At 45.6% G+C, this 26,049-nt stretch carries 24 protein-coding genes; 10 read left to right on the forward strand and 14 right to left on the reverse strand.

Annotated elements, in window-relative coordinates; genetic code table 11:
- The first annotated feature begins 112 nt into the window (after nucleotides 1-112).
- On the forward strand, nucleotides 113-343 hold the full coding sequence (locus ACU01J_RS15905) for a glutaredoxin family protein (RefSeq protein ID WP_481086602.1): 231 nt from the start codon (nucleotides 113-115) through the stop codon (nucleotides 341-343).
- A gap of 69 nt (nucleotides 344-412) precedes the next feature.
- Here the strand turns inward: ACU01J_RS15905 and ACU01J_RS15910 are convergent, their stop codons facing one another.
- The 5 genes from ACU01J_RS15910 to ACU01J_RS15930 form a co-directional block, all read right to left on the reverse strand.
- Entirely contained in the window at nucleotides 413-3,541 is a 3,129-nt protein-coding gene (locus ACU01J_RS15910) for an efflux RND transporter permease subunit (RefSeq protein WP_481086603.1), read from the reverse strand.
- Between the two features lie 9 nt (nucleotides 3,542-3,550).
- Nucleotides 3,551-4,696, reverse strand: a complete 1,146-nt coding sequence (locus tag ACU01J_RS15915) for an efflux RND transporter periplasmic adaptor subunit (protein WP_481086604.1) — start codon at nucleotides 4,694-4,696, stop codon at nucleotides 3,551-3,553.
- A gap of 247 nt (nucleotides 4,697-4,943) precedes the next feature.
- Nucleotides 4,944-5,189 carry a Rho-binding antiterminator gene (locus ACU01J_RS15920; protein WP_481086605.1) on the reverse strand — a complete coding sequence of 82 codons (246 nt, stop codon included), beginning with the start codon at nucleotides 5,187-5,189 and terminating at the stop codon, nucleotides 4,944-4,946.
- Entirely contained in the window at nucleotides 5,182-6,648 is a 1,467-nt protein-coding gene (gene modF, locus ACU01J_RS15925) for a molybdate ABC transporter ATP-binding protein ModF (protein ID WP_481086606.1), read from the reverse strand. The genes ACU01J_RS15920 and modF overlap by 8 nt, the downstream gene beginning before the upstream one ends.
- Before the next feature lie 382 nt (nucleotides 6,649-7,030).
- The gene (locus ACU01J_RS15930) at nucleotides 7,031-7,900 is read right to left on the reverse strand and encodes a LysR family transcriptional regulator (RefSeq protein ID WP_481086607.1); all 870 of its coding nucleotides are present in this window, start codon (nucleotides 7,898-7,900) and stop codon (nucleotides 7,031-7,033) included.
- A 102-nt stretch (nucleotides 7,901-8,002) separates the two neighbouring features.
- Between ACU01J_RS15930 and ACU01J_RS15935 the strand changes: the two genes are divergently transcribed.
- From ACU01J_RS15935 to ACU01J_RS15945, 3 genes are all read left to right on the forward strand, one after another.
- Entirely contained in the window at nucleotides 8,003-9,253 is a 1,251-nt protein-coding gene (locus tag ACU01J_RS15935) for an MFS transporter (RefSeq protein WP_481086608.1), read from the forward strand.
- Nucleotides 9,250-9,819, forward strand: a complete 570-nt coding sequence (locus ACU01J_RS15940) for a DUF1415 domain-containing protein (RefSeq protein WP_481086609.1) — start codon at nucleotides 9,250-9,252, stop codon at nucleotides 9,817-9,819. Before ACU01J_RS15935 ends, ACU01J_RS15940 begins: the two co-directional genes overlap by 4 nt.
- Before the next feature lie 183 nt (nucleotides 9,820-10,002).
- Entirely contained in the window at nucleotides 10,003-10,578 is a 576-nt protein-coding gene (locus tag ACU01J_RS15945; RefSeq protein WP_481086610.1) for a nucleoside triphosphate pyrophosphohydrolase family protein, read from the forward strand.
- Between the two features lie 307 nt (nucleotides 10,579-10,885).
- Here ACU01J_RS15945 and btuD read toward each other — a convergent pair whose 3' ends face one another.
- From btuD to ACU01J_RS15990, 9 genes are all read right to left on the reverse strand, one after another.
- Nucleotides 10,886-11,641: a vitamin B12 ABC transporter ATP-binding protein BtuD gene (gene btuD / locus ACU01J_RS15950; protein ID WP_481086611.1), complete on the reverse strand. Its 756-nt coding sequence runs from the start codon at nucleotides 11,639-11,641 to the stop codon at nucleotides 10,886-10,888.
- Nucleotides 11,628-12,623 (reverse strand): vitamin B12 ABC transporter permease BtuC, encoded by a 996-nt coding sequence (btuC, locus tag ACU01J_RS15955; protein ID WP_481086612.1) that lies wholly within the window; start codon nucleotides 12,621-12,623, stop codon nucleotides 11,628-11,630. The genes btuD and btuC overlap by 14 nt, the downstream gene beginning before the upstream one ends.
- 108 nt (nucleotides 12,624-12,731) lie before the next feature.
- On the reverse strand, nucleotides 12,732-13,760 hold the full coding sequence (locus tag ACU01J_RS15960; protein ID WP_481086613.1) for a succinylglutamate desuccinylase: 1,029 nt from the start codon (nucleotides 13,758-13,760) through the stop codon (nucleotides 12,732-12,734).
- Between the two features lie 199 nt (nucleotides 13,761-13,959).
- On the reverse strand, nucleotides 13,960-15,750 hold the full coding sequence (locus ACU01J_RS15965) for a M3 family oligoendopeptidase (RefSeq protein WP_481086614.1): 1,791 nt from the start codon (nucleotides 15,748-15,750) through the stop codon (nucleotides 13,960-13,962).
- Nucleotides 15,747-16,397, reverse strand: a complete 651-nt coding sequence (locus tag ACU01J_RS15970) for a histidine phosphatase family protein (protein WP_481086615.1) — start codon at nucleotides 16,395-16,397, stop codon at nucleotides 15,747-15,749. Before ACU01J_RS15970 ends, ACU01J_RS15965 begins: the two co-directional genes overlap by 4 nt.
- The gene (gene cobU, locus ACU01J_RS15975; protein ID WP_481086616.1) at nucleotides 16,394-16,933 is read right to left on the reverse strand and encodes a bifunctional adenosylcobinamide kinase/adenosylcobinamide-phosphate guanylyltransferase; all 540 of its coding nucleotides are present in this window, start codon (nucleotides 16,931-16,933) and stop codon (nucleotides 16,394-16,396) included. Before cobU ends, ACU01J_RS15970 begins: the two co-directional genes overlap by 4 nt.
- Nucleotides 16,930-17,706: an adenosylcobinamide-GDP ribazoletransferase gene (locus tag ACU01J_RS15980; protein WP_481086617.1), complete on the reverse strand. Its 777-nt coding sequence runs from the start codon at nucleotides 17,704-17,706 to the stop codon at nucleotides 16,930-16,932. Before ACU01J_RS15980 ends, cobU begins: the two co-directional genes overlap by 4 nt.
- Nucleotides 17,706-18,737, reverse strand: coding sequence for a nicotinate-nucleotide--dimethylbenzimidazole phosphoribosyltransferase (gene cobT, locus ACU01J_RS15985; RefSeq protein WP_481086618.1), 1,032 nt, complete (start codon nucleotides 18,735-18,737; stop codon nucleotides 17,706-17,708). The genes ACU01J_RS15980 and cobT overlap by 1 nt, the downstream gene beginning before the upstream one ends.
- Nucleotides 18,738-18,744: 7 nt before the next feature.
- The gene (locus tag ACU01J_RS15990; RefSeq protein WP_481086619.1) at nucleotides 18,745-19,356 is read right to left on the reverse strand and encodes a flavin reductase family protein; all 612 of its coding nucleotides are present in this window, start codon (nucleotides 19,354-19,356) and stop codon (nucleotides 18,745-18,747) included.
- Between the two features lie 534 nt (nucleotides 19,357-19,890).
- On the opposite strand from ACU01J_RS15990, the gene ACU01J_RS15995 reads away from it, so the two are divergent.
- From ACU01J_RS15995 to cdd, 6 genes are all read left to right on the forward strand, one after another.
- A complete protein-coding gene (locus tag ACU01J_RS15995) occupies nucleotides 19,891-20,571 on the forward strand; it encodes a Rossmann-fold NAD(P)-binding domain-containing protein (protein ID WP_481086620.1) in 681 nt (226 codons plus the stop codon).
- A 190-nt stretch (nucleotides 20,572-20,761) separates the two neighbouring features.
- Nucleotides 20,762-22,135, forward strand: a complete 1,374-nt coding sequence (locus tag ACU01J_RS16000; protein WP_481086621.1) for an L-cystine transporter — start codon at nucleotides 20,762-20,764, stop codon at nucleotides 22,133-22,135.
- A 144-nt stretch (nucleotides 22,136-22,279) separates the two neighbouring features.
- The gene (gene sbcB / locus ACU01J_RS16005; protein WP_481086622.1) at nucleotides 22,280-23,704 is read left to right on the forward strand and encodes an exodeoxyribonuclease I; all 1,425 of its coding nucleotides are present in this window, start codon (nucleotides 22,280-22,282) and stop codon (nucleotides 23,702-23,704) included.
- A gap of 141 nt (nucleotides 23,705-23,845) precedes the next feature.
- The gene (locus ACU01J_RS16010) at nucleotides 23,846-24,211 is read left to right on the forward strand and encodes a CidA/LrgA family protein (RefSeq protein WP_481086623.1); all 366 of its coding nucleotides are present in this window, start codon (nucleotides 23,846-23,848) and stop codon (nucleotides 24,209-24,211) included.
- Nucleotides 24,211-24,888 (forward strand): CidB/LrgB family autolysis modulator, encoded by a 678-nt coding sequence (locus ACU01J_RS16015; protein ID WP_481086624.1) that lies wholly within the window; start codon nucleotides 24,211-24,213, stop codon nucleotides 24,886-24,888. Before ACU01J_RS16010 ends, ACU01J_RS16015 begins: the two co-directional genes overlap by 1 nt.
- 243 nt (nucleotides 24,889-25,131) lie before the next feature.
- On the forward strand, nucleotides 25,132-26,019 hold the full coding sequence (cdd, locus tag ACU01J_RS16020; RefSeq protein ID WP_481086625.1) for a cytidine deaminase: 888 nt from the start codon (nucleotides 25,132-25,134) through the stop codon (nucleotides 26,017-26,019).
- The last annotated feature ends 30 nt before the right edge of the window (nucleotides 26,020-26,049 follow it).

The raw sequence follows: 26,049 nt of genomic DNA on the forward strand, positions 1-26,049 counted from the left end.
AAAAATAGAGCCAACGGCACAAATAATGGGGCGTAAGTCTACCCTATTCATACTTGCCATTCACGGTCTTTTCGTTAAACTCTGAGCCAGAGATAACCCGTAGGAAACCACCATGAAACGACTTGTCCTGTACGTAAAAGATAAATGCCCGCACTGTAAAGACGCGCAGCGCTACTTAGATTCAAAAGGCTACAAGTACAGAATCACCAATGCAAAAATGCAGCGCGGTCGTAAAGAGCTCGATGCGATTGGCGCTCGCTCGTTACCTGTTCTTAAAATTGGTGACCGTATTATGATTGGTTGGAATCCGGGGAACTTTGAGAAGATCTACAACGCTAAATAATCTCAGCGTTGTGAGTTATTTGTACGACCTGAAAACGTAAATGCGTCAGGCCGTACAATTCACCTCACTCTATTCAGTGGCGGTTTGTGAATCACTTCGCTTACGCGTTACCACACCTTTCAGCTTTGAAAACAGCCCTTTAATATCTTCAAGCATGAGATAGAGACACGGTACTAGTACCAAGGTCAGTAAGGTGGCAAACAGCACTGCGAAACCGAGTGCAACCGCCATTGGGATGACAAACCTTGCTTGCAAGCTGGTCTCAAACATAATCGGCAAGACACCCACAAAGGTCGTAATTGAGGTCAGTGTGATCGCTCTAAATCGCGCACAACCTGCTTCAATCACCGCTTCTTTGATAGCCACTCCCTTTGCTCTGACTTGGTTGACGTAATCGGTCATCACTAAAGAGTCGTTGACGACTACACCCGCCGCAGCAATAAGACCAAAGGTCGACATCATGCTGAGATCAAGCCCAAACCAATAGTGTCCCCATATTGCGCCCGTTAAACTAAACGGGATCACCGACATAATAATCAATGGTTGAGCGTAGCTCTTAAGCGGCACGGCAAGCAGAATGTAGACGATAATCATGCCGGCAATAAAGAAGATGATCTGCTCATTTTGCTGGGCTTGCTGCTCTTCTATAGAGCCACCTAATTCACTCTTAACACCGGGGTAATTAGCAAGAATATCCGGGATGATTTCACTATTCACTTGCTCGACGATTTGGTTTGGTTCAACCAACTCTTCATCAATAGAGCCATAGACATAGACACTGCGATAACCGCCTTCACGACGGATGCTGCTAACGCCGGGCTGCTGATTAATCTCGACCACATCGCCAAGCATCACTTTCTTACCTTCTGGGGTAGTGATAACCGCATAACGCAGCGATGAGAAGGCTTCACGGGTCAATTTAGGATAACGCACCATGACTTTAATCTCTTCACCATCGCGCAATACTCGCTGTGCCTCGCCACCATAGAAGCTGCCACCAACTTGAGTGGCGATATCAAACAGATCCAAACCAAGATCATAAGCGACAGGGGCAAGCGACAGTAATACTTCCTGACTACCAGAGTCGATAGAGGATGAGATATCGAACAAACCTTGTTGCTGCTGTAGCGAGATGATCAAATCGCGCCCTGCTGCGTTGAGACTCTCAATATCTGAGCCATACAGTAGAAAGCCAAATTCATCGCCCTTTTCATCATCATTGACGTTATCTGACACGTTCAACATATTTAAGCCAGGGATACTTGGCAGTCGTTCACGCCATCGTCTAGCTAGCTCAAAGGTGTTGAACGGCCTTAGATCTTCATCAACCAGAGGGATCACTAAACGCCCTTCTTTACGCCCTTGGCTGAACGTCAGAATATCACGCACCATTTTCTGACCTGTTTCCTGCTCAATCTCGCTATCTATGGCCAATACTGTAGATTCGACCAACTTAAGCGCTTCAATGGTTTGCTCACTTGACACATTGTCATTCATCACCAACTTAATACTAGGGAAATCATGAGGAACTTTAGGTGAAGGGACAACGCGAACATAGCTCGCCATCACCATCGCGATGCTTACTGCTAATATGCCGACAAAGGTCGCGAATACGCTCCAACGCCAATGTGTACACCACTTGACGAAGTTTTTGTATGGACCATTGATGAAACCAAAGAAGCGAGTGTTAAAGCGGTCTCGCCAACTGCCTTTCTTAATTGGCTTAAACTTCGAGTGCGCTAAGTGTGAAGGCAGGATCAGCTTAGATTCAATCAAGCTAAAAAACAGACAGAGAATTACGATGGATGCGATGCCAAAGAAGAAGGCTCGCTCTATCCCTTTGGACATCAAGAACGGCGCAAACACCGCCATTGTTGTCAGCACGCCAAAGGTCGCAGGGGTTGCAACTCGCTTAGCGCCACGTACGACATTTTCAACGCCACCACCATATTTCTCGATTTCACTGTAAGCGCTTTCCCCTATGACAATCGCGTCATCGACAACAATACCTAACACCATAATGAACGCAAACAGAGAAATAATATTGATACTGACGCCAATCGCAGGCATCAACATAACTGCGCCTAAGAAGCATACCGGAAGGCCGACCATCACCCACATAGCAAGCTTTACGCGTAAGAACAAACTCAACATTAAGGCAACCAGCACCGCACCTTGAAGCAGATTTTTGAGCATCATGTCTAAGCGAGCATTCAAGTAGTAGGTCATATCGACCAAGGTTTTTATCTGCAAGTCCGCTGGCAGGGTTTGGTTTTTCTGCGCTAAATAGGCTTTAACGGATTCAGCAACCGTCACCATATTCTGATCTTTGGTCGCTTTGACTGAAAGATACATCGCGTTTTGTCCAGAATAACGGAAGTAACGGTCATCCTCGGTAAAGCCATCTTTAATCGTTGCAATGTCTTGCAGAAGCACCTTGCCGCCATTGGCTCCGATCTTAACTGGAATATCTCGAAACTCTTCTCCGCTGTAGTATTGGTTTTCAATACGTACCGAGATCATCCCAGCATTGGTGCGTACCTCACCGGCAGAATAGTTAGCCGAGTATCGTTGAATCGCCTGACTGACATCATTCAAGGTGAGGCTATATTTCTGTAGCACCCTTGGCTCGATTTCTACCGCGATCTCATATTCAGGCGCACCGAGGTCAACCAAAGCCACGTTGTTTAACTGCAGCAGTTCATCTTCAATTTGTTTCGCTATCGGTTTAAGCTCAAGCAAAGTACGATCACCGACCAACGCCATCTCAATAACATCTTGTCGCCATTCATATTGATAAACTTGAATCGGCTCCATCGCGTCAGGGAAATTGGAGGTCGAATCAACTTTTTGTTTGACCTTGTCCAACACCGAATCAATGTCTTCATCAACGTTGATTTCAAGCTCAATATTGCCGCTACCACGATATGCCGTTGACACTGTTTTTTTAATACCAGTCACGTCTTTAAGTGACTCTTCCAACTTGATCAGGATACTTTCTTCAATCTCTTGTGGCGAAGCGCCCGGATATTGGGCACTGACATTGATGTAGTTGACCTCAATATTCGGGAACATCTGTCGCTGGATAAAGAAAAAGCTCACCGTACCAATGATCAGTATGAACGCCATCATCAAGTTGGCGGCAACTGCGTTGTTGGCAAAATAAGCGATCAGCCCTTTCTGTTTAGACTCTTCCATGACCGACCTCTACTTATCTAGCTGACTGTCTTGAACAGCCACTTCAACTTGTAGCCCAGCTTGCGGATATTCAGGCACAGTCAAAACGATTTGATCATCCTCTCTCAAACCTTGATTAATCAGCATAAATTCTTTTTCAGCACGTAACACATTGACCGTTCTCGGCTCTAATTGGTTTTCACTATTCACCACCCACACTTGGCGGTTATTGACCAGTTCCTGAGGAAGACGGTAAATGTGTTTGAGTTCCTTACCTGTGAATTGCACCTCAACATAAGAACCAAACTTCATTGGCGTTTTATCACTTTCTATTGCGTATGGATTGTCTACCCTCACAACCATATTGATCATTCGCGTACTGCTATCAATCACACCTAAATCTCGATCGATAATCCCTTCGCGATGGGTATTTTTTATGCCTCTCTGGATCACTTGTGCCGGAAGTCCTGCGTAATCTTGCGGTAGAAATGCACTGTCAAAACCCGCAATCGGGATGTGAATTTCACCCGCTTCAACATTGTTTAATGTGGCTACATGCGCCCCTGCTGAAATAAACTGACCGACACCGATATCTTTTGCGACCACTAGCGCATCGTATGGAGCAACGATTTTACAGTTTGCTAGATCTCGCTTTGCGCGTTTAAGTTCAGCTAACGCTGATTTAACTTGCGCATCCGCACTTAATAACTGCGGTTTACGAAGATAGAGGTCCGTCACTTGTTTCTTCGGAAGGTTTTTTGCTTGGCGCGCTGCAACTTCTGCTCGGGCTTTCTCTTCAATCAACGTAGCTCTAGCTCCCGCTAACTGGGCTTCAGCTTGCAGCACTGCCGCTTGATAATTGTCGCTTTCAAGACTGAATAGCACTTCACCGCGTTTGACGATGCCACCAACGACAAAATTGGGATGCCAGCTAACAACCTCTCCAGAAACTTGCGAAGAAAGCTGGGTGACTTCAACGGGTTGAAGCTCTCCATGGCTGGTAATTACGACCTTGTGATCGCTAGAATTCACTTTGGAAACTTTAACCATAGGCGGAGCTTTCGGCGGTTTACTTTCTAGTGACTCCGGAGCACTTGATGCAATCGCAGAATATCCAGCATAAGCCCCACCTAAAATCATGAAAGGCAGCAACCAACGTAACGGCTTAGTCGTCATTTGAGTTCCTTGTCAGTATATTTATTATTTATATGAATAGTTGTACGTCTGAGTAGTGCTTCGACATCAATTAGAGGAAAACTATCCCATTGATTGAAACATTTTTATAGGTACAACTTATATCTTAAACATGAATCATTACTGAGACTGGAGGAAGTAATGCTCAAAGCAGCGCAACTTGATTATATTCTGCGGGAGTATTTGATGACCTAACGAGTGTCAGGCCATCGGATATTGATTTAGGAAGCTAATCGAATCTCTTGAGTTGAAAGTGTGGGTTATCCACCAGAACTTGCAGTTTTGACAGTGTATCAAGCTCAAAAAGTAGCTCGGTGGAATCCACGACCAGCTTAATACACTCTTGTTTATCTTCATTGCGCGCAGTATCTAGCGCCTTCCCTTCTAGGCTTTCACCGTCTTTGAATGTCAGGCGAACCGGATAACGGTGCATACACGCTATCTCAATATAGTCATAGTCACTGCAGCTAATCATCGCACTTACCTACTCGCACTTGTGGTTTATAACACTGCACATCATCATTATAGATAAACTCAACCTCATTTTTGATGCTGTCTAGTTTATCCTTTTGGTAATGAGAGACATAAAGTAGCTGACTTAAATTTTCTTTCGCTATCAGCTCTAAGGTGTTTTTGACCAAGCGACGACCAAGATAATCTAACCCTTGGTATGGCTCATCTAGAATCAGGATTGCTGGTTGCTTGACGATGGCTCGCGCGATCAAAAGCAGTCTCTGCTGACCATACTCTAGCTGCCTAAACGAGGTATTTTCATGCTCTGACATGTGCAAGATCTCAAGCCATTCCCGCGCCACGATAATCTCTTTTTTACTTGGTTGTTGATAGAGACCAATCGAGTCATAAAACCCGGATAGAATTACATCAATTGCTTTGCAACTAACCCGGTATTGTAAATGCAGCGCTGAAGAAACCATGCCAATGTGCTGCTTGATCTCCCAAATTGACTCACCGCTACCACGCTGCTTACCAAAGATCTGAATGTCGTTAGAATAGCACTGCGGGTGGTCGCCAAATATCAAACCAAGCAAGGTACTCTTTCCGCAGCCATTAGGGCCTTTGATCTGCCAGTGCTGCCCGTTTTCAATCCGCCAATTTAAATCGGTGAAAATGGTTTTCTCTGTGTACTCGACTCGACCATTTTGTATTTCGAATACTGGATTTTCAAAGTGATGGGAATGCTGATAGCGATGGATCAGCTCCATCATTTGCTCACTCTGATGCTGAGACTGAGCTTTGATTTGGCTGATGATTGGATGTGACTCCCACTCATGCTTGTCCATCGTGCTTTCAAGCTTGCCATGATTGAACAGAGCAATATGGTCGATCCATTCTGGGATATCTTCTTCACGGTTGAAGGTGACAACCATTTGCACGCGCTGAGACAGCTCAGATAAAAACTGAGCCAACGCAGCACGATGGACGACATCCAAGCCAGTAAACGGGTTATCCAATACAATCAGGTTTGGCTCAGTTGCCAATGCCCTTGCAAGCATGACCCGGCGCGTCTCTCCGGTAGAAAGCACTCGAAAGCCACTCTGCTTTAGATGCTGCAGATCCAGCTGTTCAATTAATTGCTCGGTCAGTGACTGCGACTGACATTGCTCAAAGATCAAGTCATAAACAGCGGTGCCACTATCGACCTTGTCGAGATAATCCGTTTCGTCTTTTGCGATTTCTTCTTCCAACAGACGCTGCTGCTCGACCAAGGAAACTTGAGCGATACGACCTTGGGTTAGCTTAAGTGATGCTGCATCTGCCGCTAACTCGCCACAGAGAAAGCAACCGAGCGCAGAACCAATGTCGCCCTCGGTACTAAAGACGCCCCAAGATTGTTTCTCTTCAATTGTCCATTGCTCAATATCGAGCTCATGGGTGCCTAGGTCCAAGTGAAGCTGTTGAATATCAATTTGCATGAAACAGTGTCCCTACCTTTCAAGATTTTGCGAGTGCTAACTGCAAATTACTGTAATTGTTTGATAAGTGCGATAGAGATTAAGCAAATTGTGATATTTGCAGGTAAGTGCCTTAGGGTCTGTTGATCTTTTGAGATGATTTTTGCAGCAGTTTGTGGGCTTTTTCTGCAAGGCAGAGGCTTTGAAATGTAGTTGCCCTACCTGATAAGCCGATAACGCAGCAGAAAGAATCCACAAACGCTGCCCGAAGGGTTCGGCTGAAAGCATTTTATACTTTGTTGAGTGTTTTTTACTTAGACCCACTAGGCTTCAAACCACTCGCCGCGTCTAAAATGCTTTTTGCTCGAACAAAATTTAACCACAAAAGAGCAACAGACCCTAGTCACACGTACTGCTTAACAAAATCGATAAAGGTTTTGTCGGCAATTGAGAGATAACCGCTCTTTCGCCAAGCCAGTGCCAGATCCAGCTTTACCTTGGGTTCAAAAGAAATGCCGACCACGTCTTTTTCATGTTGAGTGACCAGCTCTAATAACGCGGTAATCGCAAACTCATGCTTGACGATACTTAAGATCATCGGCAATAAATTGGTTTCAAATGAGAACAGCATTTCTTTGTCACACAGCTTGGCTTGATTCTCGATAAAGTCTCGGTGGAAATAACCCGTTTTAAACATCACAAGTTCATGTTGAAAGAACTCATCAAACGTAATCGAATCTTGATTAGCAAATTCGTGCTCCTTGGAGACAACCGCTACCATTTCAGAGGTGAGCAAGTGATCGGTTTCTAGGTCGTCAGGCACATTTTCATCATTGATTACGCCTATATCGAGCTCTCCATCTAACAGCATTTGCCTGATCGAACGCGTCCCGGCATCGACTAACGTCAGCTTAAGGTGCGGATAGCGACTCTTAAATGCCATGAGCACTTCGGGGAAAAAGTAGGAACCCATCATGCTCGGTGCACCGAGACGAACTTCTCCTTTCTCTAGCCCTTTTAGCTCATCGATCGCAAGCTGAGCGTCTTCTAACTGTTGCAATACCCGCTTTGCATGCTCATAAAGGATATGCCCCTCGTCAGTCAATGAGACTTGTCTGTCTTCTCTGCGAAAAAGTTCGACACCCAAACTCTGCTCTAGTTTTTTAATCGATACACTCAGCGCTGGTTGGGCAATATGAAGAGCTTTTGCCGCTTTGGTAAAGTGTTGATGTTCGGCAACAGCGACAAAATGTTTTAACGGTTTTGATTCCATAGGGCTATATCAAAAATGTATTAGGTTTATATTTTTAATATATTTTATATATCAGCGTTAGACTGATATTTTGCTCACATAGTTTCCAATCAGATACCGACCATGATCGAACTCAAGAGCAAAGATTACCGCCGCGTCACCTTCAGCCTAGCACTAGGATCTTTCTTAGTGTTTTGTAATCTTTACCTTTTCCAACCAATGCTGCCTTATATGGCAAATTACTTTTCCGTTAGCGAAACTCAAATCAACTGGCTGTTTGCCGCCAGTACATTAGCACTCTCTGTCTGCTTGGTACCTTGGGCCGTTGCCTCTGAAGCGGTTGGACGACGCAATGTGATGCTATTGGGCCTGCTCGCTATGCCGTTTATCGGTGGCATTATGTTGCCAAGCGAGTCATTACTATTACTCGTGGTCGCCCGAGCACTAATGGGAGTCGCCTTAGCGGCATTTGCCTCTGTCGCAGTGGCTTACATGGTAGAAGAGCTTTCAGAAACCGCCTTTAGTCACGCCATTGGCGGCTACATTGCTGCCAATTCGTTGGGTGGCATTGCTGGTCGTATTGTCGGTGGGACGCTCACGGATGCTTACGGTTGGCAGCAAGCAGTGACGGTAATGGCAATATTCACTTTGATCGGTGCTATTTGTGTCGTGTTTATTTTGCCTAAGCAGAAAAACTTTACCCCGCAAAAAGGGATGCTACGTCAGCACAATCGCGCACTCATAAAACATCTATCGAACAAGACTCTCTGGTTTGCCATGCTCATCGGCGGCGTAAATTTCGCCCTGTTCGTTAACCTCTACTCAGTAATGGGCTTTAGACTGGTTAGTGAACCACATAACCTGCCTATCGGTTTGGCTTCGCTTATCTTCCTGTGCTATTTAGCCGGGACTATCAGCTCCAAAATGACCTCACTTTGGACAAAGACTCGTAATGACATTCTCGGAATGGTGACGGGCACTGTCATCAGTTTACTCGGCATGCTCATCGCCTATATTGATGCATTGCCGTTTATGCTATTGGGATTGCTACTGATCAGTTTTGGCGCATTTTTCACTCATACCTTGGCGTATTCGTGGGTAAGCCGTAAAGCAACCCATGCCAAAGCGACCGCAACCGCGCTCTATTTAGTTCACTATTATGTTGGTGGCAGTATTGGTGGATTCTTCCTGATCTATTGCTGGCAACATGGTGGCTGGGGAATGGTCATCACAGGTGGTCTGTTCCTGTACGCTGCGAGCTTCCTGTTATGCCAACTATTGAGCAAATCCGAGCAAAGCACTGCACAAGCAGGGGAGCATCCCTCAACCGATTCTGCTATTCTTGCGCCAAATACTAAATTGGAAGCAAAATGACAGCCAATAACTCAACACCTAACAATACTGAAATCGTCGCTAATGCTGTCGAGCAATGGCTAAATGATGTCGTGATTGGTCTTAACTTGTGCCCGTTTGCAGCAAAGCCTCAACGTAACAAACAAATTAAGATCTTCGTTAGTGAAGCCACAACCGAAGAAACATTACTCGAAGATATTTTGACTCAGTTACTAGAGCTTGAATCAACGGAGCCTGAGCAGTTAGAAACTACACTTGTCGCTGTGCCAAACATGCTGCAAGATTTCTATGATTACAACCTGTTCATTGATTGGGTCGAAGCGCTGATTCGCCAACAAGAGTGGGATGGAATTTTCCAGTTAGCGACCTTCCATCCGGATTACTGTTTTGGTGGCACTGAGCCTGAAGACGCAGAAAACTTAACCAACCGCTCTCCGTATCCGGTGTTCCACTTGATCCGAGAAGAGAGTATGGAGAAGGTACTTAAGCATTACCCTAACCCCGAAGCGATCCCTGATACCAATATCGCCCGCGTTGAGTCTCTAAGCGCGCAAGAGAAAGCCAAGCTTTTTCCATATCTTGTCTAGTTGAAGTAATTTTTGAAGCCATCGTTTACAGGGTGGCTTTTTATCCCGCAGTTTATTTTAGTTTCGGGCTAAACAATGCTCACTATATGCGTTCACCCGCGATTTATTGGTTTTCGCCGATAGCGAGAAAAGGCCCGCTTTGGTAATATTGGCACAACATAATGACATCCGGACCTATTGGATATGCACCTTTCAAAACTGACCACAGACATTTTTAACCATCTTTACCGCGACATTTCTGAATTTCGCAGCACGTTTGATCTACCTGTTACCGCACCAGAAAGCTTAGATGACAAAGCTGACACGCTGCACACGTCACTTGCGATTGAAGAACTGACAGAACTAGCAGAAGCGGATAACAAAACAGAGCAAGCTGACGCGATCATCGACAGTGTTTATGTTTTGATGGGTCGTTTGGTGCACCTAGGTCACGATAAAGTCGAAGACAACCTAGCGATCAATTACCTCATTGATCTACTGTTAAACGTTGCGGTAAACCGTGGTATCGACTTTATCCCTTGCTGGGATGAGGTTCACTCAAGCAACATGAGCAAAGTATGTCGTAACGAAAAAGAGTACGCTGAAACTGAAGCTCATTATGCAGAGCAAGGCATTAAACTAATGGCGGTGCAGAAAGGCGATTACATCATCGCAAAATGTGCTGAGGACTTTGTTGCTGAAGGCAAAACAATTCGCCAAGGTAAAGTTCTAAAATCGGTTTACTACCGTCCAGCTGATTTAGCGCCACTGACCAAATAGTTGCTATAGACGCCAGATAAAAAACCGCCACCTAAAGGTTTCCCTTAGGTGGCGTAAGCTGCCGTAGTACCAAAAGTATCATCTAACGCGACAATCGCGTTTCAAGTGCAAACCGCACTCAACCAGAATCCACCTAACAAGAACGAGAATGTTTCAATTCTATTCTTGCCAAGAACATGCCAGCTTCACACTAATTTTAAGCGTTTGATTTAAAAAGACTTTTCATTTGACATCGAAATTCATATAGCGTCCAGTGAACCTTATTGGGGCACCTGCACCATTCTACTTCGCTTAATTGCGGGACTTACTAATCGAATAATAGTACCGAGCGACCTTTCACTTGCACCTTTTGTACTTGAGTGTTGAATACTCGAGAGAGCTCTTCAACAGATAGCACTTCCCTCACTTCACCGACTGCTTGTAACACTCCTAGCTCAAGCAATAATGCTTTATCCGCATGCTTAAGTGTTCGATTTAAGTCGTGATTAGACATGATGACGCTAATCCCCATATCCGCCACACGTCTAATCAAATTATACAGCAAGGTTTCTTGACCAATATCGAGTGGGGCTGCTGGCTCATCAAGGATCAGCAGCTTTGCATAAGGGTTTAGTGTTGGCCAGATCTGCAAACAAATTGCGCACAGTCGAACCCGTTGCCACTCTCCCCCTGATAGGTGATGAATGGAGCGATGGAGCTTGTCATCGATTTCAAGCAACTGGGATAGCTCACTGATTACTGACTCGACATCTGGCGAGTGAGAGTCAATATGTGCAGGCAAAGACAGTGCCAAATACTGAACAACATCGAGATTAAATGCTGGTCGGTCACTTTGGCATAAGAACGCGCGGCAAGTGGCAAGTGATTCGATAGAACTACTGGCGACATCTTGATCAAAGATGGACGCCTGACCATCAAAATCTAACAAACCTGCCACCGCTGACAGCAAGGTGCTTTTGCCACTGCCGTTAGGGCCAATTACATGCAGGATTTCACCTTGATTCACCTCAAAGGAGAGTGGTAGCAATCGAGAGCCAACCGATAAGCCATTAACGTGAATCATGATTGTTCACCAACATCCAAATAAAGATCGGCGCACCGATTGAGGTTGTGACTACACCCAATGGAAGCTCGGCAGCGTCAAGTGCGGTTCTTGCAACAAGGTCAGCAAACACCACCAGCGTGGCTCCAGATAGTGCAGAAAGCGGGATCAAATAACGGTTTTCGCTGCCTAATGCCAGTCGCAAAAGGTGCGGTACCACTAGCCCAACAAACCCAATCACACCACCTAACGCAACTGCACCACCAACAAGTAAAGACACTGCTAGAATCAACTTCCAACGTACGGCGTCAATATCTACACCGAGCTGCTTTGCGTGCAATTCACCCATCATTAATTTATCAAGCAAGGAGCCTTTGAAGCACAGCCACAACAGTACTGGGATTAGGATAAGCGTCAGTAGGTGGTGATACCAACTAGCCGCACCTATGCTTCCCATCAGCCAATACATCAATTGACGCAGGCTTAAGTCATCGCTGAAGTAGAATGCCCAAGTTACTACCGCTCCTGACAATATGCCTAGTGCCACACCGACCAATAGTAAGCGAGTGGTGGTCAAGCGCATCGCTTTGGCGACAAAGACAAGCAGCATTGTGAAAGCCAATGCACCAAGCACTGCAGCAATCATAAAGCCAAAGGGGGTCGCTAGCGTCGGCGCAAAGAAAAGCAGCAATACCATGAGCACGCTAGCACCGCCAGATATACCAAGCACACCAGGTTCTGCGAGAACATTACCCAGTAAAACCTGTAACACAGCACCAGAAACGGCAAGCGAAGCCCCAACTGCAATTGCAGCAAGTAAGCGAGGTAGACGTAATTGAACTATTAACTGTTCTTGTAAAGATGAAAGAGAATCAAACGGTGAGATAAACACTTCACCCACCATTAGGTAAAGCGCACTAATGATGAACAGTGAAACGGCGCAGAGACCACCAAAACGTATCCATCTTTGTTGCCTGCGATTGAGTAGCTGAGTAAATTCCATGTGGTTGCTGAGTAACCGAGCCTAGCCCCTAAAAATAATGGCTTAACGATACCGTTAAGCCATTAAAATAGAAAGTGTAATCACGAAATTCAACTTGAATGATTGTTATCAATCGTAAACAAGCTGGCCTTCTTCATAACGAGTTTTCACCGGGCATACCATCAAGGCGGCACGCTGACCGACAGCAACATGACGATTAGGGAAAACAATTGCTTCCCCTTCATTTTTCGCCATCAGTGGCTTATCGCCATCATGACCAAAGACTTCGCCATGTTTAAAGGCGGTGAAGTTTGCTACGTCATCATCAAACAAAAAGTCAAAATCATCATGCAAACGCACAATAGTACGACTGACTCGATACATAACGGGTTTTCGCGGCAAATGCTCTGGTTCACTGTCTGAGATCAAATCACGCAGTGACAGATCAAATGCGACCAGCTTATCAAGATCGTTTTGGCCAATCTTAGCCACGCGGCCTAGCTCAACAGTCAGTGCCTGCGCGCCAAAGTTCTCAGCGCTATACCAACTAAACGTACTGGATGGCGCATTTGAAAACATCACCGCTTCTAAATGAGCGCTAGAGACAAACTCCATTAACGCTTGACTGCGCACTGGATGCCTCACCTTCGGACTAACGACAAATGAGTAATGTTTTGAATCACGAATCGCACAATGTAGGTCAAGGTGCCAACGCTGTTCTTGCTGAGTATTTTCAAAGAAATCAGTGACAATTTGTTTTAGATTATTCGCAATGTCGAGTTCTTTCGAAGGCTCATACTCTTTGTCGTCAAACAGACGATTTAAGTTCATTTCAATGAAGCGCGTATGGGCATTCGTTGCCTCAGGGTGCGCATTGATGAACAAAAGTCGCTCGGTTACGATTTGAAAACCTGTTTGGATATCTGTGATGATCTTATCGACGATCTCCATTGGTGCTGTTTCGTCACCATGGATACCGCAAGAGATAATGATGTGTTTACTCTCTGGGGAGAGGTTTGAAGGAATTACCTCCAACACACCACGTTGATGTAATTTGAATACTGTTCCACCAGCCACAGTCATTTCATTGGCAGGCATTTCTTGTTCTAAGTCTAAGCTGTCAAAAAGAAAAGATTGGCGAAAGAGATTTTTCGTCATGCGCTACTCCTTTATTGCACAGCGGGTATGTTAAAGAATTGTTCATCTAAATTATGTAGGGGCGATCCCACTTATGGACACAAATTTTGTGCTTCATCGTAATTTATTAAGTTACCACCACCTTCTCGGCTGGTAACGTCGCTGTACAAATTAGCCGAGCAATTGCCCGGCTAATGATAATACCATGATTTAGAACCTGTTATTTTTGATCTAGCAACAACTCAAACTCATCTATCTTGGCTTTTACTCGATCGATACTTTGCTGCCAAAAATCCGCATTCGATAAATCCATACCCAAATGTTTTGCGACGACCTCTTCTGCCATCATTGAGCCTGTATCGCGTAATAGGTTCACATAATCGGTATAAAAAGACTCACCTTTGCTTTCGCGTTGAGCATAAACGCCAATGCTAAATAGATAACCAAACAGATATGGATAGTTGTAAAAGCTCACCTCAGAAATCGAGAAGTGCAGTTTACTGGCCCAGAAGTAAGGATCCGGCTCTGACATGGAATCCCCGTACCACTCGCTCCACGTTTCACTCATCAGGTTACAAAGTTCGGGACCTGATAGCTCTCCGTTACTGCGCTGTTCATAGAATTGTTTTTCAAATTCAAAACGCACCGGAATATTAATCATCAACGCATAGCAGCTTGAGAGTTCTTCCCATAACATTTCTAGCTTTTCTTCTCGGCTAGACACTTGATCTAGCAGGTAGTCACGTACAATGTTTTCCGCGAAAATCGACGCCGTCTCTGCCAAGGTCATAGGGTAACGTGTCTGACAAAGTGGCATATCACGCATCACCCAGTTGTGGAAAGCATGGCCAATCTCATGAGCCAACGTTAATAAGTCTGAACGACTACCACCCCATGTCATAAAGACAAGCGGCGTTCTTGTTGCAGCGAACTTAGTACAGTAGGCTCCTAAGCGGCGATTTTCGGTTGGCTCAGCATCAATCCAGCCGTTTTCAACCATGCGGGTAACAAAGCTCGCCATCTCTGGTTCCACTTGTTCAAACGCAGCATAGATGATCTCAATTGCTTCATCGAATGAGTACACTTTTGGCTCTGCGTCGGTCAAACTTGGCATTCCGGCTAGATGATTCCAAGGGCGCATTTGGGGCAAACCATGAACGCGTGCCATCAACTGCCCAGCTTTCTGCCCAACCGCCCTATTCGCTTTGGCAGTCTCCATCATCGCATTTAATGTCGAAGCTTGAATTCGACTGTCATGAAGGCTTGGATCTAGAAAGCTCACATCAGCAACTTTTGAACGCTTTTGATATTCCGTTAAGCGCCAACCTGCAAGTGCATTGAGGATTGCAGCGAATGACTCTTGATTGTCTTTCATCGACTCCTGAATACCACGCCAAGCTGGCTCTTGCGCTTCAAAATCCGTCCCGTAAAGGGTACTCGCCGCTTGAGAGAAACCTACTTTTGTTCCTTGGCCATCTTGCAAGGTGACTTGTAGCGAGCCCGTGATGTTATCGTATAATCGACCCCAGGCATCTCGACCATCCACTTGCATTGCGGTCAGGAGCTGCTCTTCTACAACCGATAATTTGGTATCAGCAATCTTGCGCGTACATTCAATTTGGAAGGATTGGCCATTTACATCACCACTTTCATGGTTGAGCACATCAGCAATAAAGCTCTCTGGCGCAACCGTTAGGGCGTTTTCATAAGGCGTAAATGCCTGAGCCAACTCGGAGTTTAGTTTAGCAATACGGCCAATCAGTGCTTTGGCCTGAGCATTGGTTGCATCAATCGAAGCGTTGCATTGAGCAAAAGTATTAACCGTCGCCAGCAGCTTTCCTGCCGCTTCACTGGTTTGAATGGCATTTTGCATAACACTGACGGCGCTGCAGTTATCGATATGAAGCACCAATACCTCAATGCACTGCTTAATCAGCTCAATGTCTTGTTCTATCTTTGGGTCTTCAAGGTGTTGATAAGCAATTGATAAATTCCAACTCGGTGCTGTCATCTTGTTTCCTTACCTGAAATTAACGGTTTACCAATCATACAAACTCGTAGGTAGTTTTTATCCGCTTGAGTGAGTTGTATGTGGGTCAGTGTTTGGTGACCTATCTGTAGGGTCGAGTAGAGCGACGGATTGGCATAATCGAGCTGCAATACGTGCGCGAGAATCATTCGAATCGTGCCACCATGACATATGATCAATGTATCTTGGTCAAGCGTTTGGATAAAGCTTTCCCAAGCCTTAGATATTCGATTGTAGAACGGCTCTAGAGGCTCTGCATTAGGTAGCACATTTGTCGCTGGATCACGCCAAAAAGCTTCAAATCTAGGCCAGTCAGATTGCGCCTTTTCAAACGGCACGCCATCTAAATCGCCAAAGTGGGTTTCTTTCCAATTGTCGGTCACTTTGAGAGCAAGATCTGGGCAATCGTCCACTAGCTGCTGAGCTAATACGTGACAGCGCTTTAATGGCGAGCTTTCAATTGCCGTGAAGCTTAATCCCTCAGCATTTAATGCGTTACAAATCGAGCGCTGCGTCACCGAAGGAACTTCAACATCGGTATGGCCATAAAGAGCTGGTGCGCCTTGTGTTTTACCGTGGCGCAATAGATAGATATTGAACGTCTTCACTTCACTCATTGGCTGCGTCACGCCTTAGTTCCTTTAAGAGTCATAGGTAGACCAGCGGCAACAAACGTCACTTGCTCAGCCACCTTCGCTATCGCTTGATTCATCCAGCCGGCATTATCGACAAAGAGCCGAGAGACTTCGCCCATAGGTACAACGCCTAAACCAACTTCATTGGAAACCAGGATCATTTGCGCAGATGTCGCGCTAAGAGCTTGCACTAATTCAGTCACTTGCTGCTGGATCTTCTCCTCATCTAGCGTAGCACCATCATTATAGATAACGTTATTTAGCCACAGCGTTAAGCAGTCAACCAGGACCACATCGTTACTGTCAAAGCGAGTTAGTAAAGTAGCCAACTGAGTCGGACACTCATGCTCTACCCAACTATCGCCTCTGGATTGTTGGTGATGAGCAATACGCGCTTTCATCTCTTCGTCGAAAGCGATAGCCGTTGCGATATAGTGCTTGTTTGATTGATGGGCTGATTCGCTAACACAGTGTTCAGCGTAACGGGACTTTCCTGAACGTGCTCCGCCTAAAATAAGATGTACGCTCATACGCCGTTCACCATCCATGCAATCAAGGTTAAATAGATCAGCAATTCACTAAGTTGCTGCGCTGCGCCTAGGCAGTCTCCGGTAAAACCACCAATTCTCGCTAGCAGCCAACGCTTAAACAGCACTCTAAATATGACGACAACCGTCACTAATACAAAAGCAACGGGTAAGCCCAGTAGCAAACAAGGCACGACACCTGTTGCCAGCAATGCTGCAAGTTCCAGTTTCGACTGCTGTTGAGCAAGCGGCTTACTTTTACTGGCATCTGCATCACTGACATACGGCATATCATAAATCAGCGATGCTGCAACGGCGCGCGACAAGGTATAAGCGATAATAATAAACGTCGCAATTTGTTCAAACTTAACCAGTTCGGACAGCAGTACATACTTACCAAGGAGCGCCATCACCAACGCGCTCGCCCCATAGGTACCGATGCGGCTATCTTTCATAATGGTTAGGCGACGCTCTAAAGTCATACCCCCACCGATACCATCGGCCATATCCGTCAAGCCATCCTCATGGAACGCGCCGGTCAACATAAGGCTAAACGCCATCATGATAATAATTGCGACTGAAGGCGGCAGAACAGCCGATAGCAAACCGTAAACAAGCGCGCACAGGCTACCTAACAGTAACCCCACTAGCGCAAAGTAACGCCCCGCTTGATTCATCCGCTCTTCACTGTAAGGAATTGAAGCGGGAACCGGAATGCGAGAAAAAAAACCAAGCGCCAGCATAAACAGTTGGTACTGGTATTTGAGCATCATCATTACTCGACAACCACTCCCGCTTCTTCAAAGCTGGCCATATTGTTGTAGAACTCCGCCGCCGCGCGAAGCAGTGGCATTGCCAATACCGCGCCCGTCCCTTCACCTAATCGCAACGACAGATCTAAAATCGGCTCCGCATCGAGCTCTTTGAGTAGATACTGATGCCCGGTTTCATGGGATTGATGGGCAAAAATCATGATATCCCGACACTGCGGATTGATCAGAGCCGCCGCATACGCCGCTGCCGTGACGATAAAACCATCGACCAGCACTGGCGTATTGCACTTAGCTGCGGCAAGGAAGCCACCGACCATTTGCACAATCTCGAAACCACCGACTTCAGCCAATATCGACAATACGTCCTGGTTACGACAACGAGAGACGCCTTGCTCCACTAACTCAATTTTTCGCTGCCACTGCTCATCACTGATTCCTGTGCCGCGACCGACACAATCTTTGGCATCGCGCTTTGAAAGCGCACTTAAGATTGCCGCCGCGCTGCTGGTATTGCCGATACCCATTTCACCAAACATGACGATGTTGCTGCCATCTTCAATCAGCTGAGTGATCAACGTCTGACCAAGTTCGATACCTTGTTCGACTTGCTCAGTTGTCATTGCGGCTTGTTTAGCGAAATTTTCGGTTCTGTTGCCGAGTCGCTGAACGATAAACTCTGAAGAGTCATGCTCGACAGGAAGCAAGATCCCAGTATCAACGACCTTGAATGCCACATCATTCGCGCGGCAGAAACAATTGATCGCCGCGCCGCCCGTTAAGAAGTTTAAAACCATTTGCTGTGTGACAGCACTTGGCGCGATGCTAACACCTTCATCGGCGATACCATGATCACCCGCGAAGACAATAGCGGTCGGGTTCCTTAACTCAATATTTGTGACAAGGTCACCTGAATCACCACTTTGAATCATCGCAAGTTGGTGCGCGATGGTTTCTAGCTGGCCTAATGCGCCTACTGGTTTGGTTTTTTGATTGATACGATGCCAAATAGCATCAGAAAAGCGTTGCTCTAACATAAGGAGGTTACCTAGGCCTTGCGACTGAAAAAACGTTGTTAATGGTAGCATACTGGCTACCGCCAAGGCGCGATAATGGATTCACTTTCAATGCATCCACAACTAGTCTGTCACTTCGCTCACCGATCACTTCAGGCGCAATATAGATTTGTTCAATTTCAGCGAAGATCAGGCTTTGTGGTGTCTCGCCAATTTCTTTCACTTCAAATAGCTTACAGCCAAACGCAATCGGGCAGTCTTTCACGCGAGGCAACTCAAAACCTTCAAAGTCGACAAGCTCTAACTCTGATGCATCCACCTCCGATTCGCCATGCTCAAGCGTAGCCGCGGTTTGAGTCACGTCATTGGCTAACGCTTCGTGAGCAATATGAACAACCATTCGCCCTGTTTCAAGAACATTGCGAGTGGTATCCTTCACTTCTCCGCTTGGCTTTTTTCCCACAGAAAACATTAACAACGGAGGGGTGCTAGAAACAGGCGTGAAGTAAGAAAAAGGCGCAAGATTATAGTTACTTTCCCCTGACTCTGTTAATACCCAAGCTATAGGTCTCGGTATCACGGTTTGAGTCATCAGGTGGTAGATTTGGTTAGGTGCCAATGTACTGAGATTGATATTCATCTCTGATCCTTTCGCTGAAATCCTTAGCTCCGAGTGTAACGTGAAATCAGAGAGTTAACATCCCTTATCACCGCTTGCATCCCCTGTTTTCAACTAATTTGACTCCTATTCTGATTGGAAAAATGAAAGTTTTAGCGGTTGTAGTCTATCTTGTTAAATAAGATGAGGAATTATAACGGCATGAACTCTGCATTCTTTTAGCGGTGATATCGCTTATCTCATCTGTAACGTAAAGGAGGCTTTATGTTTGCCAACCAACGATCAAATAAGCAAAAACCGAACAAATCTCCACAACGAAATCAAAAAAAAGTCCCTATGTCTCTCACATAACTGTAAAAAGACCTCGCGAATTAGGCGAGGTCTTCCGTACTCCCACAGAACTGTAGCATTCAAAATCTTCTGTTATTGTTTACTCACTATCTATTCAGTGTTAGGCAGTTTGTTTTCGATCACAGTAATTGCATGGCGTTTGTTGGATGCTTACCGATTAAGCGCGGATTTTTCCGCAGGACTGAAACGCACGACACGTAACCTATGACAGATAACCTAATAGTGATCACCGCCGGTAGCACAGGACTGGTTGGTAATGAGCTTCTCAAGCAGATGTTGGACACAGACCCAATTAAACGCATCTACGCGCTGTCACGTAAAGAGTTACCATTTTTCCATTCAAAGCTAACCACTATCAAACATCCTGAGCTGCGCGTGCTTGATTGGCATTCCGATGAGCCTCAACCTAAATACGGGTTTATTTGCCTAGGAACCACACGAAAAGAGGCAGGCTCAAAGCAAGCATTAGAGAAGATAGATCATGAGTTAGTCTGCCAAGTCGCTCAAGAGATGAAACTTCTTGGCGTGACTCATTTAGCCGTTGTATCAAGTATTGGTGCCTCTTCCCGCTCGTTTTCTCACTACTTACGCTGTAAAGGACGCATGGAGTTAGCCATTGAAAGAATGCAATTCGACCGAGTGGTATTCGCAAGGCCGGGACCTTTAAAAGGACTAAGAGAGAGCCCGCGTAAAGACGAAGTCGTCACCCAAACTATGCTAAAAATTATGCAACCTTTGATGATTGGCCCATTGGCTAAGCTGATCCCGATCGACGCCGCTGATGTTGCTCAAGCGATGCAATATCAGTTATTCGCCCAATCAAACAAAAGGGTCGAATTCATCGACTCAGGTGATATGAAAAATCTACTCAAGAAATATCGCTAATCTATTAATATTTATAAATATTTGTCTAAATTTCCTTCAAACCCTCCCTCTAATAACTGAGGGTTATACTTAATACCCAAATATCACTTCATTTGAGTACATCAAATCCATTAACCTCCCCACAAACCACACTACATAAGGTATAAAAGCCACTTATGCCTTACACGAAAAAACATAAGGACAATTTATTATGTCAGTCATGGCTATCGCTGCTCTAGCAGTATTTGTCGGCATCCTCTTCTTTCTCTACGGGCAGCAGAAAAAAGACCACACGCTGTCTCGCTTGGTGTTATTAGGTTTAGTTTTTGGTAGTACATTTGGTCTTGCACTTCAACTTATCTTCGGCGAAGGAAATCCAGTTATCGCCCAAACCCTAGAGTGGGTGAATATTGTTGGCCGCGGCTACGTCGGTTTACTGAAGATGGTCATCATGCCTCTTGTGCTTGTGTCGATGATCGCGGCCGTTGTTAAACTTGAAAAAGGCAGCGCTCTGGGTAAGATCTCCGGCCTGACCATTTCTGTACTACTGGCAACGACAGCAATCTCGGCGATTATCGGTATTCTAGTCGCGCAATCCTTTGGTCTGAGCGCAGAAGGTCTAACCGAAGGCGCACGCGAAACAGCTCGTATTGCCGCACTAGAAAGCCGCGTAGATAGCGTTAGTGATCTCACTATCCCTCAAATGCTGGTGAGCTTTATTCCAACCAACCCATTTGCTGATTTAACGGGCGCACGCTCTACATCCATCATCGCTGTGGTTATCTTCGGCGTTTTAACAGGCATTGCTGCTCGCAAGGTAATGGCTGAGAAAGAAGAGCTTGAATCGCCAATCCGCACGTTTGTGGAAGCCTCTCAATCGATCGTAATGCGTTTAGTTAAGATGATCATGGCACTAACACCATATGGTATTGCTGCTCTTATGGCGAAGGTAGTTGCGACATCGAGTGCTTCAGACATTCTTAACCTGTTAGGCTTTATCGTTGCCTCTTACGTTGCGATTCTATTGATGTTCATAGTACACGGTATTTTGGTCTCTTTTGTTGGCGTGAGTCCTAAAGAGTACTTCCAGAAAATCTGGCCAGTACTCACGTTCGCGTTTACCTCTCGCAGCTCGGCAGCAACCATTCCGCTAAACGTCGAAGCGCAAATCAACAAACTGAATGTACCACCTGCAATTGCCAACCTATCGGCTTCATTTGGCGCAACCATCGGTCAAAACGGCTGTGCGGGAATCTACCCTGCGATGCTTGCGGTAATGGTGGCTCCAACGGTTGGCATCAACCCAATGGAAATTAACTTCATACTGTCTCTTGTGGCAATCATTGTGGTGAGCTCATTTGGTATTGCTGGCGTTGGCGGCGGCGCAACATTTGCTGCTCTTATCGTGCTGCCAGCAATGGGCTTACCTGTTACTATCGCAGCGCTACTTATCTCTATCGAACCATTGATCGATATGGCTCGTACGGCGCTGAACGTATCAGGTGCGATGACAGCGGGTACAATTACTAGCCGTTTGATGAAGAAAAAAGCTACCGACAAACAGTTGGAAACTCAGCAAGCGTAAGCGCATTTAGTTCTAATTTAATGGCCGGCATCATTTGTCGGCCATTTTTTTATCATTTGAACTGATTTGCCCTTATCTCGTTTGCTATGACGTTAACGCAATGGTCTAATACTCAAGTGAATTTCAAACACTTGGTAATAGATAATGCGACAAGAGCACCAGCCTACGTTTTTCTTCTTTGACTATGAAACGTGGGGAACTAGCCCTGCTAAAGACCGTCCGTGTCAATTTGCGGGTGTGCGCACCGATATGGACTTCAATATTATTGGTGAGCCTCTTGTTATCTACTGCCAGCCTCCGGCAGATTATCTTCCTCACCCTGAAGCTGCCCTGATCACAGGTATCACTCCGCAAACCGCGGAAAAGCAAGGTTTGTCAGAGCCTGAGTTTATCGCCAAAATCCATGAACAATTGGCGACACCAAATACCATTAACCTAGGTTACAACAGTATTCGCTTCGATGATGAGGTCACACGTTACACCTGTTACCGTAACTTTATCGACCCATATGCGTGGAGCTGGCAAAACGGCAACTCACGCTGGGATCTGTTAGATGTGATGCGCGCTTGTTACGCACTTCGCCCTGAAGGGGTTAAGTGGCCAGAAAACGATGAAGGCTTTATCAGCTTTAAGCTGGAGAATTTATCCGTTGCCAATGGTATTGAACACGCCAATGCCCACGACGCAATGGCCGACGTTATTGCCACGATTGAAATGGCGAAAAAAGTCAAAGCTGCGCAGCCTAAGCTATTTGATTACTTCTTAAGCATGCGCCATAAGCGTAAACTGAATGAACTGGTCGACATCGTCAACATGACACCGCTGATGCATGTTTCTGGCATGCTGGGTAAAGAGTGTAACTACACTAGCTGGGTTGTACCTGTCGCTTGGCACCCAACCAACCAAAATGCGGTGATTTGTGTTGACCTAGCGAAAGACCCGCAAGCGCTGCTTGATCTAGACGGTGAACAGCTGAACGAGCGTCTATACACCAAACACTCTGAGCTCGGCCCTGACGAACTTCCAGTGCCGGTTAAGCTGATTCACCTCAACAAGTGCCCTATTCTTGCGCCAGCTAAAACCTTAACGGCTGAGAACGCCGAAAAGATTGGTATTGACCGTGAGCAATGCTTAAAGAACCTTGCCTTGCTGCGTCAGCACCCTGAAGTGCGTGAAAAGCTGATTGGCCTTTATAACGCCGAGCGTGAATATGAAAAGAGCTCAGATGTCGACACCATGCTTTACGATGGTTTCTTCTCTCCTGCCGATAAGAAAGCGATGGATATTATTCGTGAAACAAACCCTCATAACCTTGCGGCTCTTGATATTACGTTTAACGACCAGCGTATTGCACCATTACTTTTCCGCTATCGCGCGAGAAACTACCCATGGACATTAGATGAGTCAGAACAGCAACGCTGGGCAAATCATTGTCGTGACTACTTCGAAAGTCGTATTGAAGACTACATGCTTAATTTGGAAAACTTAGTTCACGAGTATGAGAGTGATCAAAAGAAAATGGCTATTTTAAAATCCATCTACCAATACGTACAAAAGCGAGTATCCTAGAAACAAAATAGAGCAATACTGACCAAGTCCTGCCCCTACAAGAATGCCTAATCACCCAATCTAATAATAACTAGGGGTTAGGCTCTGAAATAATTAGAGCTTTCATCCGACTGAAAGCTCACAGTTGGACATCACTAGATTATGGCGAAAACCTTACTTCAATATGTCGTCTCCATCGGCTTGATATTTCTCTGCCTGTTGGCTGGCATTAACATTCAACACCTCCTCGATATTTCGATACCTGGCAGCATCATTGGAATGCTGATCCTTTTTAGTCTGATGGCCAGTGGTTTGCTCCCATCAGACTGGGTTAAGCCAGGTGCGACCTTATTTATTCGCTACATGGTGTTGTTGTTTGTCCCTATTAGTGTCGGACTGATGCAGCATTTTGATATGTTAATTGATAACGCTATAACAATTTTAGCCAGCACTATTGGTGGCACCCTAATTGTTTTAGTCCTACTCGGCTTGATGCTCGATCGCATGCTAAAAGGAGGACAAAAGTAATGTGGTTACTGGTTACAATATTGGTCTTCTTTACGGCTCGTTGGCTTTGCCAGAAGTTTAATAGCCCATTCATGAATCCGTTGCTAGTCAGCGTTGCTGTGATTATCCCGATCTTAACTTACTTGAAAGTGCCGTTCGAGACTTACTTTGCTGACAATCAATGGATTAACGATCTACTCCAACCGGCTGTCGTTGCGTTAGCATTTCCACTCTACGAGCAGTTACCACAAATCCGCGCTAACTGGCGAATTATCATGCTCGCGTGCGGCGTAGGTAGTGTGATGTCGATGTTCACCGCCTCTATGATTGCCGTCTATCTACAAGCGGATATTTCCTTAATTGCCAGCCTACTCGGTAAATCGGTAACCACACCAATTGCAATGGAAGTCTCTAGCCACCTTGGCGGAGAACCCGCAATTGCTGCCATTTTGGTACTGATTGTCGGTCTGTTTGGCGCAATTTTGGCTTACCCAATCTATAACCTGCTCAACATAACTCACCCGATTGCCAAAGGGTTAACCATGGGCACGGTGTCTCACGCTCTGGGGACCGCGACTTGTGCAGAGAAAGATCCTCAAGATGCTGCGTTTAGCTCACTTGCGTTAGTGGTTTGCGGCGTCATTACTTCTATTCTCGCGCCATCATTCTTTACACTCGCAGTTTGGCTATCTGCCTAACTACAATGTATCGAGTTGCGTATTGCAGCTCGATACATATCACGATTTGATTCAATGCAATCGTTATCATGTGTGAGCTCACTCTAATTATGCAAGTCAATCAATCGTTACATTTATATGTGTGACCTACATCTCTGAAGTATTCTTCGTTTTACCTAAAATGTAATACCAATATCGTGGTTTATAGCCTGCATTCACGCTCTAAACTCAAAGATATCAACTTAGTTATTTAAAGGATTCACTATGAGAAGCCGCATTGAACAGGCGTTAGCTGAAGCGCCAAAAAACGTAGCAGATTTCCTATCTCCTATCCTTCTTGCTGACGATTTTGACGCGACGCTTTCTTCCGAGCAATTTGAACAGCTATTAGCCATTTCTGGTCTTGAAGATGCAGAACTTCGTGTTGCTCTACTTCCATTCGCGGCAGCTTACTCCTACGCGCCACTGTCTAACTTTTATGTTGGTGCAATTGTTCGTGGTCTATCAGGTAAACTTTATTTCGGTGCTAACGTTGAATTTGATGGCGTGCAACTGGGTCAAACCGTACACGCTGAGCAATCAGCGATCAGCCATGCGTGGATGAAGGGTGAGCAAGGCGTTGCCGACATCACCATCAACTTCAGCCCATGCGGACATTGCCGCCAATTTATGAACGAGCTTTCAACTGCCGATAAATTACAGATTCAACTTCCTGAGCGTGATAGCAAGTCATTGCAAGAGTACTTACCAGAATCATTTGGCCCAGCTGATCTTGGCATCACGTCTGCTTTAATGACTAACATTGATCATGGTAAACAAAGCCAAGAAGATGATGAAGTGCTACAACTGGCGATTGCTGCTCTAAACCGCAGTCATGCTCCATATACTCATAACCTAAGCGGTATCGCGCTGAAAATGGCTAATGGTAAAGTCTATCAAGGTGCTTACGCTGAAAATGCGGCATTCAACCCTAGCCTGCCTCCACTTCAAGTGGCTTTAATTCAACTGCTGCTCGATCGTCAAAAGTTTGAAGACATTGAATCTGCAGCACTCGTTGAAGTGTCTGAAGGGACAATCAGTCACTTAGCAACAACACAGTCAACGCTAGAAGCATTGAACCCAGATATTCCGATGACTTATCTAGAGCTGTAATAAGAAAAGGCGCTTAACAGCGCCTTTTTT

The sequence above is a fragment of the Vibrio sp. 2433-A1 genome, assembly GCF_056726085.1.